At 68.6% G+C, this 16,292-nt stretch carries 17 protein-coding genes; 10 read left to right on the plus strand and 7 right to left on the minus strand.

Annotation, left to right across the window (positions count from 1 at the left end; translation table 11 throughout):
• Positions 1–154 precede the first annotated feature (154 nt).
• Positions 155–307 carry a hypothetical protein gene (locus HNQ73_RS08180; RefSeq protein WP_183334062.1) on the minus strand — a complete coding sequence of 51 codons (153 nt, stop codon included), beginning with the start codon at positions 305–307 and terminating at the stop codon, positions 155–157.
• A 365-nt stretch (positions 308–672) separates the two neighbouring features.
• Between HNQ73_RS08180 and HNQ73_RS08185 the strand changes: the two genes are divergently transcribed.
• Positions 673–1,659: a Tim44 domain-containing protein gene (locus HNQ73_RS08185; RefSeq protein WP_183334325.1), complete on the plus strand. Its 987-nt coding sequence runs from the start codon at positions 673–675 to the stop codon at positions 1,657–1,659.
• 87 nt (positions 1,660–1,746) lie between these two features.
• Positions 1,747–2,982 (plus strand): lytic murein transglycosylase, encoded by a 1,236-nt coding sequence (locus HNQ73_RS08190; protein ID WP_183334064.1) that lies wholly within the window; start codon positions 1,747–1,749, stop codon positions 2,980–2,982.
• 11 nt (positions 2,983–2,993) lie between these two features.
• Here the strand turns inward: HNQ73_RS08190 and HNQ73_RS08195 are convergent, their stop codons facing one another.
• Together HNQ73_RS08195 and HNQ73_RS08200 are read right to left on the minus strand one after the other, a co-directional pair.
• Positions 2,994–3,263, minus strand: coding sequence for a hypothetical protein (locus HNQ73_RS08195; RefSeq protein ID WP_183334066.1), 270 nt, complete (start codon positions 3,261–3,263; stop codon positions 2,994–2,996).
• Between the two features lie 146 nt (positions 3,264–3,409).
• On the minus strand, positions 3,410–3,685 hold the full coding sequence (locus HNQ73_RS08200) for a hypothetical protein (RefSeq protein ID WP_183334068.1): 276 nt from the start codon (positions 3,683–3,685) through the stop codon (positions 3,410–3,412).
• Between the two features lie 276 nt (positions 3,686–3,961).
• Here HNQ73_RS08200 and chrA point away from each other — a divergent pair, with 276 nt between their 5' ends.
• Entirely contained in the window at positions 3,962–5,368 is a 1,407-nt protein-coding gene (gene chrA / locus HNQ73_RS08205) for a chromate efflux transporter (protein WP_183334070.1), read from the plus strand.
• A gap of 1 nt (position 5,369) precedes the next feature.
• Here the strand turns inward: chrA and HNQ73_RS08210 are convergent, their stop codons facing one another.
• Positions 5,370–5,930: an NADPH-dependent FMN reductase gene (locus HNQ73_RS08210; protein WP_183334072.1), complete on the minus strand. Its 561-nt coding sequence runs from the start codon at positions 5,928–5,930 to the stop codon at positions 5,370–5,372.
• A gap of 133 nt (positions 5,931–6,063) precedes the next feature.
• Positions 6,064–8,667: an excinuclease ABC subunit UvrB gene (gene uvrB / locus HNQ73_RS08215; protein ID WP_183334074.1), complete on the minus strand. Its 2,604-nt coding sequence runs from the start codon at positions 8,665–8,667 to the stop codon at positions 6,064–6,066.
• Between the two features lie 166 nt (positions 8,668–8,833).
• Between uvrB and HNQ73_RS08220 the strand changes: the two genes are divergently transcribed.
• The 4 genes from HNQ73_RS08220 (at position 8,834) to HNQ73_RS08235 (ending at position 11,382) form a co-directional block, all read left to right on the plus strand.
• Positions 8,834–9,493, plus strand: a complete 660-nt coding sequence (locus HNQ73_RS08220; RefSeq protein ID WP_183334076.1) for a class I SAM-dependent methyltransferase — start codon at positions 8,834–8,836, stop codon at positions 9,491–9,493.
• Positions 9,494–9,582: 89 nt separating this feature from the next.
• Positions 9,583–9,915, plus strand: a complete 333-nt coding sequence (locus HNQ73_RS08225) for a SemiSWEET family sugar transporter (protein ID WP_338077621.1) — start codon at positions 9,583–9,585, stop codon at positions 9,913–9,915.
• A 133-nt stretch (positions 9,916–10,048) separates the two neighbouring features.
• Positions 10,049–10,933 carry a hypothetical protein gene (locus tag HNQ73_RS08230; RefSeq protein ID WP_183334078.1) on the plus strand — a complete coding sequence of 295 codons (885 nt, stop codon included), beginning with the start codon at positions 10,049–10,051 and terminating at the stop codon, positions 10,931–10,933.
• A gap of 74 nt (positions 10,934–11,007) precedes the next feature.
• Positions 11,008–11,382 (plus strand): DMT family protein, encoded by a 375-nt coding sequence (locus HNQ73_RS08235; RefSeq protein WP_183334080.1) that lies wholly within the window; start codon positions 11,008–11,010, stop codon positions 11,380–11,382.
• Here HNQ73_RS08235 and HNQ73_RS08240 read toward each other — a convergent pair whose 3' ends face one another.
• Both HNQ73_RS08240 and HNQ73_RS08245 read right to left on the minus strand, forming a co-directional pair.
• Positions 11,383–12,534 carry a PQQ-dependent sugar dehydrogenase gene (locus HNQ73_RS08240; RefSeq protein ID WP_183334082.1) on the minus strand — a complete coding sequence of 384 codons (1,152 nt, stop codon included), beginning with the start codon at positions 12,532–12,534 and terminating at the stop codon, positions 11,383–11,385. It lies immediately after the preceding gene.
• A gap of 134 nt (positions 12,535–12,668) precedes the next feature.
• A complete protein-coding gene (locus tag HNQ73_RS08245) occupies positions 12,669–12,887 on the minus strand; it encodes a hypothetical protein (RefSeq protein WP_183334084.1) in 219 nt (72 codons plus the stop codon).
• Positions 12,888–13,183: 296 nt separating this feature from the next.
• Here HNQ73_RS08245 and HNQ73_RS08250 point away from each other — a divergent pair, with 296 nt between their 5' ends.
• From HNQ73_RS08250 to HNQ73_RS08260, 3 genes are all read left to right on the plus strand, one after another.
• Positions 13,184–14,386: a pyridoxal phosphate-dependent aminotransferase gene (locus HNQ73_RS08250; RefSeq protein ID WP_183334086.1), complete on the plus strand. Its 1,203-nt coding sequence runs from the start codon at positions 13,184–13,186 to the stop codon at positions 14,384–14,386.
• Positions 14,387–14,531: 145 nt separating this feature from the next.
• On the plus strand, positions 14,532–15,044 hold the full coding sequence (locus HNQ73_RS08255) for a DUF992 domain-containing protein (RefSeq protein WP_183334088.1): 513 nt from the start codon (positions 14,532–14,534) through the stop codon (positions 15,042–15,044).
• A 165-nt stretch (positions 15,045–15,209) separates the two neighbouring features.
• Entirely contained in the window at positions 15,210–16,244 is a 1,035-nt protein-coding gene (locus HNQ73_RS08260) for an ABC transporter substrate-binding protein (protein ID WP_183334090.1), read from the plus strand.
• Positions 16,245–16,292 lie beyond the last annotated feature (48 nt).

Below are 16,292 nucleotides of genomic sequence, written 5' to 3' on the forward strand. Positions count from 1 at the left end.
GGATCCCGGTGCGAGGGGGGCTTCCTTCTTCCGACAGCCTCGTGACCGATCCCTTCCGGGCCGGTGCGTGCCACCAAGCTTCGACCACGCCCAAGGGTCGCCGCCAGTCAGCGGCGGCCCTTTCGCCGTGGCTGCCGCCAGGGGGCTCCGGCACTCAGGCGTCCGGGCAGGGCTCGCTCGTCAGCTTCCAGGAGGTATTGTTCAGTTCCATCCCGCAGGTGGCAAGGCGCGGTCCCGCGCTGGTGGACAGGCAGACAACTGCGCCGATCTCGTAGTCGCGTCCCTGGGCGCGACACGTACAGGGCATCGTCATCGGCGATGCCGGCCCTGCCGCCGGATGGCCGGTGTCGGCCGGCGGCATGGGGGGCGATTGCGCGGCGGCAGGGGGCATCACAACAACCGTCCAGCCGAGGATCAGGCCACCAGCCGCAAGACGGCAGAGGCCCGCCGCAGAGGGGCCGGACGTGCCGGGCGCCTGCCCCGCCCGGCCAATGGAGCAAAGAGCCATGGCCTTCACTCGCCTTGCTGCCCCTCTGGAAGGGTCGCGCCGCCCCGCCTGCGGGTCAAGACATTGCCTGCGGCGCGGTGTCGAAATATCGACGTAGGCCCTGTTCGTTTCGCTGGGGCGTGCCTATATCGCAGGCACATGGAATTCGGGAGGACATGCTGACGATGCTTTCTTCTTTTGCGCGGTTTGCTCGCATCGCCGCCATCGCGGTGGTAGCCGTCTTCGCGGCGGCCGACATGGCCGAGGCGAGAGCTGGACGGGGAGGGAGTTTCGGCAGCCGCGGCATGCGCACCTTCAGCGCTCCTCCGGTGACCAACACGGCGCCGCGCCCTGCCCAGCCGATCGAGCGGTCTATGACGCAGCCCGGCCAGGTGACGCCGGGCATCACCGCCCCGCGCCCCGGCGCCACGGCCCAGGCCGCGCCGCAGCGGCGCTTCGGCACCGGGTTCCTGGCCGGCCTTCTGGGTGCGGGCCTTCTGGGTGCGCTGTTCGGTGCGGGCTTTTTCGGCGGTCTCGGCGGTCTTGGCTCGATCTTCGGCCTTCTGATGCAGCTTGCGCTCATCGGCGGCCTCGTGTGGCTCGCGATGTCCTTCTTCCGTCGCCGCGAGCAGCCGGCCTTCGCCGGGGCGGGAGCCGGCCAGGCGCAGGGCGCCGCCCGCTCGTCGCTGCCTGGCCTGGGCAGCCTTGGAGGCGGCCTCGGCGGGCTGGCGGGCGGCATGGCCGCCGGCGGCGCTCCGGCAACGGAGGAAGTCGTCCTCAGCGCGGCGGACTTCGATGCCTTCGAGCAGGCACTCTACGACGTGCAGAAGGCCTTCTCGGACGAGGATATCGCGGCGCTGCGGCGCCTGACCACGCCGGAGATGGTGTCCTTCCTCTCCGAGGATCTGGCGGAGAACGCCAAGGCGGGCGTCGTCAACCGTCTCTCCGACACCAAGCTGCTGCAGGGCGACCTGGCGGAAGCCTGGCGCGAAGGGGACGACGAATATGCCACCGTTGCCATGCGCTTCTCGCTGATCGACTACAAGGTGGACCGCGCCAGCGGCGCCCTTGTCGAGGGCAGCACGAGCGAGCCGGTGGAGGCGACGGAGCTGTGGACCTTCCGCCGCAGCCGCGGCGGGCCGTGGCTGCTCTCCGCCATCCAGCAGGCCTGACCGGCACGGCACTGCCACGGGCGGCCGCGTGCCTTGGCGCGGGCCGCCCGACACCGTAGCATCGTTGCCGTCGAGAGGGAGGGAGCGATGCCACAGGCATTCCGGGGTGTCTCGCGACAGGTGCAGGCGGCAGCCCTTGCTGCCGTTTCGGTCATTGGCCTTGCGCTCGCCGGTGCAGCGCCCGCCTGGGCGCAGAGCTGCGGGCGGGACGGCAGCGGCTTTCCCGCCTGGCTCGCCTCCTTCCGCCAGCAGGCGGTGGCGGCGGGCATTCCCGCCTCTGTCGTGGCGGCGAGCCTCGACGGCGTCTCCTACGACAGGGCCATCATTTCGCGCGACCGGGGGCAGGGCGTCTTCCAGCAGAGCTTCCTGCAGTTCGCCGGGCGCATGGTGGCCGACTACCGGCTGAAGACGGGCGCCAGCCGCATCCGGCAGCACGCCGGCCTTTTCGCCTCCATCGAGCGCCAGTACGGTGTCCCGCCGGAGCCGATCGTCGCCTTCTGGGGCCTTGAAACAGACTTCGGCGCCAACATGGGCAAGGATCCGACGCTGAAGGCGCTGGCGACGCTCGCCTACGACTGCCGGCGGCCCGAGCTGTTCCGCGCAGAGCTGATGGATGCCCTGCGCATCGTGGCGCGTGGCGACCTCAAGCCATCAGAGATGCGCGGCGCCTGGGCGGGCGAGCTCGGCCAGATGCAGTTCATGCCGTCGCTCTACTACAAGTACGGCGTTGACGCGGATGGCGACGGGCGCGTCGACCTGCTGCGCTCGACAGCGGACGCGCTCGCCTCGGCGGCCAATTTCATGAAGAGCCTGGGCTGGCGGCGCGGCGAGCCGTGGCTGGTCGAGGTTAAGGTGCCGGCGGACCTGCCCTGGCACGAAGCGGACCTCGAGATCCGCCACCCTGTTTCGCAATGGCTGCGCTGGGGCGTGACACCGCGTACGGGAACGTTGCCGCCCGGCAACGCCTCACTGCTGCTGCCGATGGGCCGCAACGGGCCGGCTTTCCTCGCCTATGACAATTTTCGCGTCTTCCTGCGGTGGAACCAGTCCTTCGTCTATGCGACGACGGCCGCCTATTTCGCTGCGCGGCTCGCCGGCGCCCCTCCGGTCTCGCGCGGCAGCGGGCAGGTAGCGACCCTTGGCGCCAGGGACATTGCGCGGCTGCAGCGCCTGCTGGCGCAGCGCGGCTACGACCCCGGGCCGGTGGACGGCAAGCTTGGCGCAGCGACCCGCGCGGCGGTGAAGAAGGCCCAGATGGAGTTTGGCCTGCCGGCTGATTCCTTCCCCACCGCCGAACTCATCGCCCGCCTCGGCGGAAACTGACCGTCAGCGGATCAGCGGCAGGTGTAGCCGACGAAGCACTGGTCCTTGTCCCTGGTCGGCACATATTCGGGCACGGGGAAGTCGCCCGGCGAGCAGTTGGACACGTAGGCGGTGTAGAGGTGCGGGCCACGGGAAATCACGGCGCGCCCCTTCTGCTGCACCAGCTCCTGCAGCTCCGCGCAGCTATGTGCCCGGGAGGGGATGGGCGTCTGCTGCGCGAGGGCGGGGGCGGCGGCTGCGGCAAGAAGGACCGAGGCGAACAGCACGTTCCGAAAGATCATTGCGCGATCTCCTTGGAATTTGAAAGATCGGCGCCCCCGCGTGGAGATAGGGTGTCACTTCGCCAACGTCATCAGCGCAGCCATGCTCGTGCTGCATGACGCAATGCGCAAATTGAACTTTGCCGCAGGGACGGTTGCGCTGGACGCTACTTGGCGAGGCAGGTGTAGCCCACGACGCATTGGGGGGTGTCGCGGGCGGGAACATAGCCAGGGCTGGGGATGTCGCGCGGCGCGCAGTTGTTGACGTAGGTGGCGTAGATGTGGGGCGCGGTCGAGATCAGGACGCGCCCCTGCCGCTGCACCAGGGCCTGCAGCTGGGCGCACGTCAGGCTGCGTGACGGAATGGGGCCCTGCTGGGCGAGGGCGGGCAAGCCCGTGGCCGCCAAGAACGCGGAGGCGGCGAGCAGGTGACGCAGCGACATGGGGCAACTCCGTGGGGCATGTTACGCATGCGAAAAGGATGGCTCCCGCTGCGCTCCACGTCACCCCGCGGCCCGGCGCCCGACGCCTCGCCGGCCCCGATGCGGCCCCTCGCTCACGCAGATGTGACGGCGCGCCGACGAAGCCGCGGGCCGGCCGGTCCGTGCCGCATTCTGTGGGTCGCGGCCAGCCTCGTTCTCTATGATGCATCTCTCGCAGGGACCGGCGCATGGTATCGGCGCGTCCGGTTGCGCGAGAAACGGGGCAAAAGGCACACCATGGTCAGGACGTTGCAGGGCGCGCGGAATGGGGAGGCGACCGCCGAAGGCCACTTCCCCGGCTTTTCGGAAGGCGTGCGCACCTGGGCGCGCATCGCTGCGCTCAGTTTCGGCGGGCCGGCGGGGCAGATCGCGGTGATGCATCGCATCCTCGTGGAGGAGAAGCGATGGATCGGCGAGCGGCGTTTCCTGCACGCGCTCAACTTCTGCATGCTTCTGCCGGGGCCCGAGGCGCAGCAGCTTGCGGTCTATATCGGATGGCTGATGCATCGCACGGCCGGCGGCCTCGTGGCGGGCACGCTCTTTGTGCTGCCAGGGCTTGTCTCCATCATGGCGCTCAGCGTGGTCTATGCGCTCTACGGCAAGGTTGCGGTCGTGCAGGGCCTGTTCCTCGGCCTCAAGGCGGCCGTGCTCGCCATCGTCTTCGATGCGGTGCTGCGCATCGGGCGGCGCGCCCTGCGCAACGCCGCGATGGTCGCGCTGGCGGCGGCGTCCTTCATCGCCATCTTCGCCTTTGCCATGCCCTTCCCGCTCATCATCGCGGCGGCAGCCCTTCTCGGTTATCTCGGCCGCCGTGCGGGACTGGTGGCCTTCGCGAACGGCGGGCTCGGGGCCGGAGCGCCCCTGGAGAATGATGACGCCGGAACGGCGCTGGGCGAGGCCATCCCCGTCCACGCCCGCGCCGGCGGCATGCGGGCGCTGACCGTGGCGGCGGTCCTGCTCGTGCTGTGGCTTGGGCCCGTGGCGGCGCTGCTCGCCCTCCTCGGGCCGGGCAATGTCTTTGCCGACATCGCGCTGTTCTTCAGCCAGATGGCCCTGGTGACCTTCGGAGGGGCCTATGCCGTCCTTGCCTATGTGGCGCAGGAGGCGGTCGGCACCTACGGCTGGCTGGCGCCCGGCGAGATGCTGGACGGGCTCGGCATGGCCGAGACGACGCCGGGCCCGCTGATCATGGTCACGCAGTTCGTCGGCTTCATGGGGGCCTTCCGGGATCCGAGCGGCCTGCCGCCGCTCGCCGCCGGCATCCTCGGCGGGTTATTGACCACCTGGGTCACCTTCACGCCCTGCTTCCTGTGGATCTTCCTCGGCGCGCCCCATGTGGAGCGCCTGCGCGAGAACCGGGCGCTCGCGGCTGCGCTGTCCGCCATCACGGCCGCGGTGGTGGGCGTCATCCTCAACCTCGCCGTCTGGTTCGCGCTGCACGTCGTCTTCGGCGAGGTCCGCACTGTCGAGGGGCTGGGCATGAGGCTCGCCGTGCCGGAGCCCGGGAGCATCCGGCCGGTGGCGGCGGCGCTGTCGGCTTTTGCATTGCTCGCCGTCTTCCGCCTCCGGTGTGGCATGATGACGGTGCTCGCCCTCAGCGCCGCGGCCGGCATCGCGCTGCAGCTCGCCGGCCTCGGGGCCTAGGTCAGCCGCGCAGGGGCTTCAGCGCCTCGGCCCACCGCTTCAGCTCGACGAGGAGCGCCTCGGCGCTCTCGATGTGCAGCTTGTTGGGCTCGAAGACGCCGTCCTTGAGGTGCTGGTTCACCATCGGGATGGTGACGGCCTCGACGATGGGCACGAGGCGCAGGGCGGACATGGTGAGCTTCGTCATCTGCACCGCCCTGAGGCCGCCCGAGACGCCGCCGTAGCTGACGAAGGAACAGGGCTTGTAGCCCCATTCCGAATAGACGTAGTTGAGTGCATTGAGGAGCGCGGGCGTGGGGCCGTAGTTGTATTCGGGCGTGACGAAGACGAAGGCGTCGGCCGCCGCCACGCTCTCGCTCCAACGCCTCGTGTGCGCATGCTCGTACTTGCCGAGGCGCGGGTGGTTCGGCTCATCGTAGACCGGCAGGTCGAAGTCGGCCAGATCGACGAGATGGGTGTCGAACAGGCCCTGTTTCACAGCGAACTCGTGGAACCACCTGGCGACGGAGGGGCCGACGCGACCGGGGCGAGTGCTGGCGATGATGACGTTGAGACGCAGCATGAAGTCTCCCTTGGGTTGGAGGGGCCGACCGCCATGACGGCTGCGGACAGCATTGACCGCCCCCGAGGCGGCAACAAGGCGCAGGGCGGAAGGGCCGCCATGTGCGCGAAGCACAGCGACCGAGGCAGCGGCCTCAGCCCTTGCGACGTCGCCCGCCCTTCTTGACCTTGGCCGTGCCGGCCCAGTCGTCGTCGAGGCGCGGGGCAGGGCCAGCGGCGCGCGGCAGCACCTCGCGGCCGGGCCCCATCTCGTCGAGCGTCGGCTTGCGCGCGCGTGAGCCGCCCTGCGCCGGCGGCAGGTTGGCCTTGGCACCGTACTTGCGCTCGCCCGCGTAGCTGCCGGCCTTGTCGACGATCTCCTCCTGCCGTGCCAGCGGATCGTCAGCGATGGCGAGCTCTGTCGCCTGGAGGCGCTTCAGCTCGTCGCGCAGGCGCGCGGCCTCCTCGAACTCGAGGTTGGCGGCCGCCTCGCGCATGCGCTTCTCGAGGTCGGCCATGACGGCCTTGAGGTTGTGGCCGACGGCGGCCTTCTCGGCGAGGCCGGTGTCGACGCGCACGTGGTCGCGCTCGTAGACGGAGTCGAGGATGTCGGCGATGTTCTTCTTCACCGACTGCGGCGTGATGCCGTGCTCGGCGTTGTAGGCGAGCTGCTTCTCGCGGCGCCGGTTGGTCTCGGCGATAGCCCGCTCCAGACTGCCCGTCATCGTATCAGCATAGCAGATGACGCGGCCGTCGACGTTGCGCGCAGCGCGGCCGATGGTCTGGATGAGCGACGTCTCCGAGCGCAGGAAACCCTCCTTGTCGGCGTCGAGAATGGCGACGAGGGCGCATTCGGGAATGTCGAGGCCCTCGCGCAGCAGGTTGATGCCGACGAGCACGTCGAAGGCGCCGAGGCGCAGGTCGCGGATGATCTCGATGCGCTCCAGCGTGTCGATGTCGGAGTGCATGTAGCGCACGCGCACGCCGTTCTCGTGCAGGTATTCCGTCAGGTCCTCGGCCATGCGCTTGGTGAGCACGGTGACGAGCGAGCGATAGCCCTGCGCCGCCACGGCCTTCACCTCGCCGAGGAGATCGTCCACCTGGGTGCGCGCCGGGCGGATCTCGACCGGCGGATCGACGAGGCCCGTCGGGCGGATGACCTGCTCGACGAAGACGCCGCCGGTGCGCTCCATCTCCCAGCTGCCCGGCGTCGCCGAGACATAGATCGACTGCGGCCGCATGGCGTCCCATTCCTCGAAGCGCAGCGGCCGGTTGTCCATGCACGAGGGCAAGCGGAAGCCGTATTCGGCGAGGGTCGCCTTGCGGCGGAAGTCGCCGCGGTACATGGCGCCGATCTGCGGTATCGTGACGTGGCTCTCGTCGACAAAGATGAGGGCGTTGTCGGGCAGGTACTCGAACAGCGTCGGCGGCGGCTCGCCGGGCTTGCGGCCCGTCAGATAGCGCGAATAGTTCTCGATGCCGGGGCAGGAGCCGGTCGCCTCCATCATCTCCAGGTCGAAGGTGGTGCGCTGCTCCAGCCTCTGGGCCTCGAGCAGGCGGCCCATGCGCGTCAACTCGTCGACACGCGATTTGAGCTCCTCCTTGATGCCCTTGATGGACTGGATGAGCGTGGGACGCGGCGTCACGTAGTGTGAATTGGCGTAGACCTTGACGAAGGAGAGGTCGGCCGTCTTTTCGCCCGTGAGCGGATCGAACTCGACAATCGACTCCACCTCGTCTCCGAAGAGGCTGATGCGCCAGGCCCGGTCCTCGTAGTGCGCCGGGAAGAGTTCGATGACGTCGCCGCGTACGCGGAAGGTGCCGCGCGTAAAATCGAGCTGGGTGCGCTTGTAGTGCAGCGCGACGAGGTCGGCGATGAGCTGGCGCTGCTCGATGGTCTCGCCCACCTTCACCGAGAAGGTCATGGCGGTATAGGTCTCAACAGAGCCGATACCGTAGATGCACGAGACCGAGGCGACGATGATGACGTCATCGCGTTCGAGCAGGGCGCGCGTCGCCGCATGGCGCATGCGGTCGATCTGCTCGTTGATCGACGATTCCTTCTCGATATAGGTGTCCGAGCGCGGGACGTAGGCCTCCGGCTGGTAATAGTCGTAGTAGGAGACGAAGTATTCGACGGCGTTGTCCGGGAAGAAGGCCTTGAACTCGCCGTAGAGCTGGGCAGCCAGGGTCTTGTTGTGGGCGAGGATCAGCGCCGGGCGCTGAGTCTCCTCGATGACCTTGGCCATGGTGAAGGTCTTGCCCGAGCCGGTGACGCCGAGCAGCACCTGGTCGCGCTCGCCCGCCTGGACACCGGCCACCAGTTCCTTGATCGCCTGCGGCTGGTCGCCGGCCGGCTCGAAGTCGGACTTCATGCGGAAGCGGATGCCGCCTTCGGACTTCTCCGGCCGTGGCGGCCGGTGCGGCGTCCACAGCTTGCCGTCCTTGAACAGCGGATTGCCGCCCTCCAGCAGTTTCGACAGCGCCGCGACGGTGGCCGAGACGCCGCTCGCCGCAGCCTCCCCCTCCGTTGCCGCGGGCGCCTGTGACCGCTTGCTGCGACGGCGCGACCGCTCCTCGGCCTCGGCCTCGGGCTCGAAGCGCGCCTGCGGCGCCTCGCCGAAGCCAGCGGCGGCGCCGCCCGGCCCGGCAGTGCCCTTGTTGAGGGCCGGGTTGAGCAGATCCGCGAGGAACGGGTCGAGCGATTTCAGCTCCGGCCTGGCGGCCTTGGAGCGGGGGGAAGACGACTTGCGGGCCATGAGAACGAATATGGTACGAGTCTGCGCGCGACGGAAGGGGTCTTGCGCCGCCGGGTGATGCGCGGTTGCCCCCGCGGCCGGACCGGTGCACAACGGCGCCGCCACGGGGCCGGGAGAGCGACAACTGATGCATTGCAATATCTGCGGCGGGACCGTTTTCGAGGACATGCCCAAGCGCCCTCTGGCGCGCTGCACCACCTGCCGCTCGCTGGAGCGCACGCGGGTCGCTGCTCTCAAGATCACGCAGCTGGTGCGGCCACGGCCGGGTGCGCACGTGCTGCACTTCGCGCCGGAGCAGGGGCTGTCCCGGCTCCTGCGCGACATCGCCGGCGACAATTATCGCGCCGTCGACATTGATCCGCCGCGCTATGCCCATCTCGGCATCGCCGTCGAGCCGTTCGACCTGTGCCGCGATGTGTTCACCTTGCCGCGCGGCCGCTACGATCTCATCGTCCTCAACCACGTGCTCGAGCACATCGAGTGCAACTACTCCGTCGTTCTCATCCGGCTCGCCCAGGCGCTGAGCGACGAGGGCGCCATGCTGTTCAGCGTGCCGATCGTCGGCGACGACTTCACCGACGCCATCGTCGATGCGAGCGACGAGGAGAAGGCGGCGCGCTTCGGCGCCTTTCGCCACTATCGCCACTTCGGTCGCAAGTTCATCGCCGAGACGCTGGGCATGATCTTCGACATGCCATCCGACTACGACCTGACGCGGGACTTTCCGCCAGAGGTGCTGCGCGAGGCCAATATTCCCGAGCATCACTGGCGCGATTTCACCGGTTCCAGCATCTTCGTGGTGCGGCGACGCGACCTGCGTGTGTGAGGCCGCGGCCGTTCACGCGCAAGGCGCAACGCCATGCGTGGTCGCAGCCCCGGCATGCATTGCGCGCCGTTGACTGGACGCGGCCGCAAGTGCATGCCGAAGACGGGGCTGGCAAGGCCAACAGTTTATCCGAAAGCGCCGCAGCGATGGCCGACGGTTTCCTTCCCGTGTTCTCGATTGAAGCCATCGGCGCCGTCGCGGCCGTGCTCACCACGCTGTGCTGGATTCCGCAGGCGGCGCGGGTCATCCGCACGCGCGAGACGCGGGCCATCTCTCTGACCACCCAGGTTGCGTTGACCTGCGGGGTCGTGCTGTGGCTCGTGTACGGAATTTTCATCGGCAGCTGGCCGCTGATCGGCTCCAACGCCATCACGCTCGTCCTGCTCAGCGTCATCCTGACGATGAAGCTGCGCTACGGGTGACGGCACGCCGCCCGGACGTTAAGGTTTCGTTCATCACGACAGGGGACGGTTTCAGCCGTTCCGCTCCGCCCGGAAGGGCGTCTGCCGCTCCTCGAGAGGGGGCCAGTGTCGTGCTGCCAACGAGACGACGGACATGACACGTAGAACCGGAAGCTGCGGACAAGGCCGCCTTGCGCGCATCCGTGCGTTGCGCGTGCGGGGCCGGCTGTCGGTCCTTGCGTTCGTCGTCGCCTTCTGTCCGTCGACCCTCGCGGGTGTGCCTTCCGTCGCGCCGCTGCCGCCGCCGCGGCCCGCGCCCGGCGGCGATGCGGTGCCGCTCGGGGAATGGCAGGCCTTGGACCAATCCCTGTCGTTCAACGCCGACATGTGGACCGACGGGCCGCGGGAGCCGGTCTGGGCCGAGTTGTCCGTGGTCGCCGCGCAGATGCTCCGGCGCAGCAGCAAGCGCGCGATCGCGCCCATCCTGACGCTGGCGCCGGTCGCGCGAGGGCATACGGAGGGCGAGGCGCGCCTCGTGGGGCCGCTCGCCGCCCCGCGGGAGAAGGCCTTTGGCCTGCGGCTCAAGGCCGGAGAGCGTGTCTCGATCTCCACCGAGTTCGCCAGCGGCGAGGGATCGTGGCAACCGGTCGACACCCGCCTCGCCTGGCGCGTCGCCCGCCATCTGCCGGCGGACGAGGGCTGGGTCTGGGCCGCCGGTGTGGGCGGGGGCCTGCCCGTCGGTCGCGCACCCTATTCGCAGACAGTCGATCTGACGCTCGGCCGCCGCTTCCGCGAGGGCGCGTGGTCCCTGATGCCGGGCCTCTCCGTCAGCACGGCCTACACGAGCTATGGGGGTGATCGCTGGCAGGCCACGCTGACGCCGGAGGTCAAGGCCAGGGTGGACATGCTGCGGTCGGCCGACGAGCGGCTCAGGCTCTATCTGGAATCCTCCGTCGGCTACGCGGTGCCGGTCGGCGCGGATGCGGCCGGCCTGTCGGCGGCGACGCGGCTCAACCTCATCTTCCGGCCGGGAGGCTGAGGCCCGGCGAATGCCCTTGCGCCCGGGGCAGGGATGGCGCATGAGGGCGCGCTCCAACCATATCCGGTCCGTTCATGCCCGCCCTTTCCATTCCTCAGGTTTCCATTCCCCACGTTGCGCCGGTTGCACTTCTCGTCCTGTCGAACGTCTTCATGACATTCGCCTGGTACGGGCACCTGAAGTTCAAGACCTCGCCCCTGTGGGTCGCGGTCTGCGCGAGCTGGGCCATCGCCTTCGTCGAATACTGGTTTGCCGTGCCGGCCAACCGCATCGGCCACCAGGTCTATTCGGCGGCCGAGCTCAAGACGATGCAGGAGGTCATCACCCTCGTCGTCTTCGCCGCCTTCTCGGTGCTCTATCTCAGGGAGGCGCTGACGCTGAACCACCTTGTCGGTTTCGCGCTCATCGCCGCCGGCGCCTTCTTCATCTTTCGCGGGCCGCTTGGCTGATCAGCTCGCCGGGCGCAGCCTGAGCACGCGGCCCTCGGGCGAGTCGGTGAGAAGGTAGAGCAGGCCGTCCGGCCCCTGCCGCACGTCGCGGATGCGCTCGCCGAGGTCGCGCAGCATCCGCTCCTCGCCCACGATGCGGTCGCCCCGCAGCTCGAGGCGCACCAGCATCCGGCCTGCGAGCGCGCCGACGAACAGGCTGCCGCGCCATTGCGGGAAGGCGTCGGCCGTGTAGAAGGCCATGCCCGAGGGCGCGATGGAGGGGTCCCAGTAATACAGCGGCTGCTCCATACCCTCGCGGGCCGTGCCTTCGCCGATTCTGGCCCCCGAATAATCGACACCGTGGGTGATGACTGGCCAGCCATAGTTGCGGCCCTTGCGGGTGATGTTGACCTCGTCGCCGCCGCGGGCGCCGTGCTCCACCGTCCAGAGCTCTCCGGTGTCGGGTTTGATGGCCGCGGCCTGCGGGTTGCGGTGGCCATAGGACCAGATCTCCGGCCGGGCATCCTGCCGGCCGACGAACGGATTGTCGGCGGGGACCGAGCCGTCCGGCCTGATCCGCACCACCTTGCCCAGATGGGTCGTGAGATCCTGCGCCTTATCGCGCAGGTTGAAGCGTTCGCCGAGCGTCACGAACAGTGTGCCGTCCGGTGCGAAGGCGAGGCGGGAGCCGTAGTGGTTGCCGCCGGAATGGGACGGCACCTGCCGGAAGATGACCGTCACGTCGCGGAGTGCGCTCGCGTCCTCGCTGAGGCGGGCGCGCGCAACGGCCGTGCCCGCGCCGTCCGGACGCGGCTCGGCATAGGTGATGTAGAGCGTGCGGTTGTCGGCGAAGGCCGGATCGAGCGCGATGTCGAGGAGGCCGCCCTGGCCTCTGGCGGCAACGTCCGGCACGCCGGCGAGCGGGTTCGACACCGCTCCGTCCGCCGAGATCCTGCGGAGGTTGCCCGAGCGCTCGGTGACGAGCATGGCGCCGTCCGGCAGGAAGGCGAGACCCCATGGATGGTCGAGGCCCGAGGCTACCGTCTCGACGACCATCTCGCCCGCGAGTGTTCTCGTGCGCAGCAGCTCGGTGCTCTGCTGGGCTGTCGCGCCGAGGGCCGGCAGGAGAAGCAGCATTGCCGCCAGGAGCCGGGCGCACGGGCCGATGGGCATGTCTCGCCTCCGTGATCGCGGGCCCTTCGGGCCCTGCAAAGCCTGACGTCAGGCTAAGAACCGGTCACGGACGGTCAATGGCTGCAAGGTCACGTTGCTGCGAGAGGCCACAGCAACGTGCCGGGTTGCAGGCGTCAGGAAACGGGATGCACGATGATGGCCGGCTCGCGGGCGATGGTCTCGCTTGTGCCGATGCTGGTGCCGATCGCGACGGCCGCCGTGCCGAGAGCCAGGACGACCAGAAGAGCGAGCGAAAACTTGAACTGGCGCTCCGCCTCGACGCGCGCGACGGAAGCAGCCACGGCGCGGGGGCGGCGGATGTCCGAGAGGCGGATCGGATCGTTGGCGTTCATGGTTCCTTACTCCGTGCCCACGGTTCGTGGACGGTGTGATCGTGCCGCTCATGCGCCCGCGGCGCCGTGCGTTGGCGCACATGTGCCGAGCAGGTCAGTCTTTCCCGGCAGGCGGGCGTCTTGCCTGTCCAATGCTGTCCCGGCCGCATTTGTTCCAGCCGCCGTGGCCGCGGCGACGCATTCGGTTACGTTATCGGCGGTATGAGCACGTTTGGCTTGCTCTCGGCGGCCCGCGGCACTACACGAACGGCGCCCCGCGCGCGCGGGTCCGACACCAGTCAATCCGGAGACGTTTCATGGCCTTCCTCGCCGACGCTTTGTCCCGCATCAAGCCGTCCGCGACCATCACGCTCACGCAGAAGGCGAGGGATCTCAAAGCCGAAGGGCGGGACGTGATCTCGCTGTCCGTCGGCGAGCCGGATTTCGACACGCCCGAGAACATCAAGCGGGCGGCCATCGCCGCCATCGAGCGCGGCGAGACCAAGTACACGCCCGTTCCCGGCATTCCGCAGCTGCGCGAGGCCATCGTGGCCAAGTTCAAGCGCGAGAACGGCCTCAACTACAAGCCGTCGCAGACCATCGTCAGCACGGGCGGCAAGCACGTCATCTACAACGCCCTTGTCGCGACACTGAACCCCGGCGACGAGGTGGTGATTCCCGCCCCGTACTGGGTGAGCTATCCGGAGATGGTCGTCATCAACGGTGGCAAGCCGGTGTTCGCCCAGACGAAGCTGGAGCACAACTTCAAGCTCCAGCCCGAGGAGCTTGAGCGGGTCATCACCAAGAAGACGAAGTGGGTCATCCTCAACTCGCCGTCGAACCCCTCCGGCGCGGCCTACACCTTCGACGAGATGAAGGCTCTGACGGACGTGCTCCTGCGCCATCCGCACGTGTGGGTGCTGACGGACGACATGTACGAGCACCTCGTCTATGGCGACTTCACCTTCGTCACCCCGGCGCAGGTGGAGCCGGCGCTCTACGAGCGCACGCTGACCATGAACGGCGTGTCGAAGGCTTATGCCATGACCGGCTGGCGTATCGGCTACGCGGCCGGCCCGGAGCAGCTCATCAAGGCCATGGAACTCGTCCAGGGCCAGCAGACCTCGGGCGCCTGCTCGATCGCCCAGTGGGCCGCCGTCGAGGCCCTCACCGGACCGCAGGATCATCTGCCTCGCTTCCGCAAGGCCTTCGAGGAGCGGCGGGACCTCGTGGTCTCCATGCTCAACCAGGCCAAGGGCCTCTCCTGCCGCACGCCGGAGGGAGCCTTCTACGTCTATCCCTCCTGCGCCGAGCTGATCGGCAAGACCGCGCCGTCGGGCAAGAAGATCGAGACCGACGAGGACTTCGTCATGGAGCTGCTGGCAACGGAGGGTGTGGCGGCCGTGCACGGCTCGTCCTTCGGACTCGGCCCGAACATCCGCATCAGCTACGCAACCTCGAACGAGAAGCTGATCGACGCCTGCGAGCGCATCCAGCGCTTCTGCGCCAGCCTGCGCTGAGCCTTGCCGTTTCGGTGCAACGCGACGGGGCCTTCGGGCCCCGTTGTTATTTGCGCCGCCTGCACGGGTGCGCGCACACGGATGGGAACCGCCGACCGGGGCGGCGCGTTGTCATCCATTCTGACCTCGCAATGGGAGCATCCCCGTGAACAAGCGACACACAGCAGCCCTGAGCCTGGCCGCAATAGTGACCCTCGGCGTGGCGGCAATCGGCGTGCAGGATGCGCTTGCACAGTCGCGCCCCGTGCGGGCGGCGCCAAAGACAGAGGTCGGGCGTCTGGTCTGCAACGTCTCCGGCGGCGTCGGCTTCATCGTCACGTCCCGGCGCGCCCTGAGCTGCCGCTTCACGGACAACCGCGGCCGGGTGGAGCGCTATGCGGGCACGATCCGCAAGTTCGGCCTCGACATCGGTGCGACGACGCGCGGCGTACTCGTCTGGGCCGTGGCTTCCTCGACGAGCCGGATCGGCCGCGGCGCCCTGCAGGGTGAATACGCCGGCGCAAGCGGCGAGGCGACGCTGGGTGCGGGCGTGGGCGCCAATATCCTCGTGGGCGGCTCCAACCGCTCCATCAGCCTGCAGCCTCTTTCCGTGCAGGGACAGACCGGCCTCAATCTCGCGCTGGGCGTGGCAGACCTGCGGCTCGAGAGCGTGCGCTGAGGCAGCCCGTCGCAAGCCCTGCATGAACCGGGTTTTCCTTATTTACGGCAGCGAGCCGTCCCCGTATTGGTGTGCCAACGCATCAGCGCCGCTGGCGCATCAAAACGGGGGATGCTCATGTCAGGGAATGGATCTCGGCTGTCGGCGCGCTGGCGTCTGGCATCGATGGGGCGCAAGGCCGCCGCGGCGGCGTTCGTCCTCGTGGGCCTTGCAGGCTCCGTGCTGCCGGCCGCCGCGCAGGAGAAGGTGACGGTCGGCGTGCTGCGCTTTGTCTCCTCGGGCGGGCTCTTCCTCGCCGTGGAGAAGGGCTACTTCAAGAACGAGGGGCTCGATGTCGAGCTGAAGTTCTTCGAGGCCGCGCAGCCCATCGCCCTCGCCGTCGTCTCCGGCGACACCGAGTTCGGCGTCACCGCCTTCACGGCCGGCTTCTACAATCTCGCCGGCAAGGGCGCGCTCAAGATCATCGCCGCCCAGGCCCGCGAGAAGAAGGGCTATGAGGGCAACCTGGTGCTCGCCTCCAACGCCGCCTACGAGAAGGGCCTGACGAGCCTGGACAAGCTGGCCGGCAAGTCCGTCGGCATCACGCAGGTCGGCTCGTCCTTCCACTACCAGCTTGGCCAGATTGCCACCGCCAACGGCTTCGACCTCAAGGCGGTTGAGCTCAAGCCGCTGCAGTCGCTGCCCAACATGGTGGCGAGCATCAAGAGCGGGCAGGTCGACGCCATCATCATCGCGCCGCATCTCGCCAAGCCGCTCGTCGCCTCCGGCGAGGCCAAGCTCATCGGCCGCGTTTCCGACGTCACCGAGTACCAGTTCGGCGGCCTGTTCACGAGCACCAAGATGATTTCGGACAAGCGCGCCACGGTCGAGAAGTTCGTCCGCGCCTACCAGAAGGGGGCGGAGGACTATGCCAAGGCATTCCTCACCAAGGATGCCTCGGGCAACATCGTCTACACGGCCGACAGCGACGCGGCGGCGGCGCTCGTCGCTAAGCACGTCTACCCGTCCGAGGAGCCGGCCCAGGCGGCAGCCAAGGTCAAGGCCTCGGCCTTCTTCGTGGACGAGAAGGCCCGGCTCGATGTTGCGGACATCCTCACCCAGGTGCAGTGGCTGAAGGCCGAGGGCCTTGTCGACGCGTCGGTGGATGCCAAGTCGATCCTCGACCTCTCCTTCATCGAGGGCCATACCAACGTCAACTGACACGGCCCGCGAGACGCGACTTACTTGCTGCGGCGGCACTCCCGCCGC

The sequence above is a fragment of the Chelatococcus composti genome, from assembly GCF_014201415.1.
GTDB classification, from domain to species: Bacteria; Pseudomonadota; Alphaproteobacteria; order Rhizobiales; family Beijerinckiaceae; genus Chelatococcus_A; species Chelatococcus_A composti.

Bases quoted from the DNA above. Each gene is read 5' to 3' on its own strand.
- HNQ73_RS08180 (WP_183334062.1), bottom strand. From the start codon at position 307: ATGCCCTGTACGTGTCGCGCCCAGGGACGCGACTACGAGATCGGCGCA.
- HNQ73_RS08185 (WP_183334325.1), top strand. From the start codon at position 673: ATGCTTTCTTCTTTTGCGCGGTTTGCTCGCATCGCCGCCATCGCGGTG.
- HNQ73_RS08190 (WP_183334064.1), top strand. From the start codon at position 1,747: ATGCCACAGGCATTCCGGGGTGTCTCGCGACAGGTGCAGGCGGCAGCC.
- HNQ73_RS08195 (WP_183334066.1), bottom strand. From the start codon at position 3,263: ATGATCTTTCGGAACGTGCTGTTCGCCTCGGTCCTTCTTGCCGCAGCC.
- HNQ73_RS08200 (WP_183334068.1), bottom strand. From the start codon at position 3,685: ATGTCGCTGCGTCACCTGCTCGCCGCCTCCGCGTTCTTGGCGGCCACG.
- chrA (WP_183334070.1), top strand. From the start codon at position 3,962: ATGGTCAGGACGTTGCAGGGCGCGCGGAATGGGGAGGCGACCGCCGAA.
- HNQ73_RS08210 (WP_183334072.1), bottom strand. From the start codon at position 5,930: ATGCTGCGTCTCAACGTCATCATCGCCAGCACTCGCCCCGGTCGCGTC.
- uvrB (WP_183334074.1), bottom strand. From the start codon at position 8,667: ATGGCCCGCAAGTCGTCTTCCCCCCGCTCCAAGGCCGCCAGGCCGGAG.
- HNQ73_RS08220 (WP_183334076.1), top strand. From the start codon at position 8,834: ATGCCCAAGCGCCCTCTGGCGCGCTGCACCACCTGCCGCTCGCTGGAG.
- HNQ73_RS08230 (WP_183334078.1), top strand. From the start codon at position 10,049: ATGACACGTAGAACCGGAAGCTGCGGACAAGGCCGCCTTGCGCGCATC.
- HNQ73_RS08235 (WP_183334080.1), top strand. From the start codon at position 11,008: ATGCCCGCCCTTTCCATTCCTCAGGTTTCCATTCCCCACGTTGCGCCG.
- HNQ73_RS08240 (WP_183334082.1), bottom strand. From the start codon at position 12,534: ATGCCCATCGGCCCGTGCGCCCGGCTCCTGGCGGCAATGCTGCTTCTC.
- HNQ73_RS08245 (WP_183334084.1), bottom strand. From the start codon at position 12,887: ATGAACGCCAACGATCCGATCCGCCTCTCGGACATCCGCCGCCCCCGC.
- HNQ73_RS08250 (WP_183334086.1), top strand. From the start codon at position 13,184: ATGGCCTTCCTCGCCGACGCTTTGTCCCGCATCAAGCCGTCCGCGACC.
- HNQ73_RS08260 (WP_183334090.1), top strand. From the start codon at position 15,210: ATGGGGCGCAAGGCCGCCGCGGCGGCGTTCGTCCTCGTGGGCCTTGCA.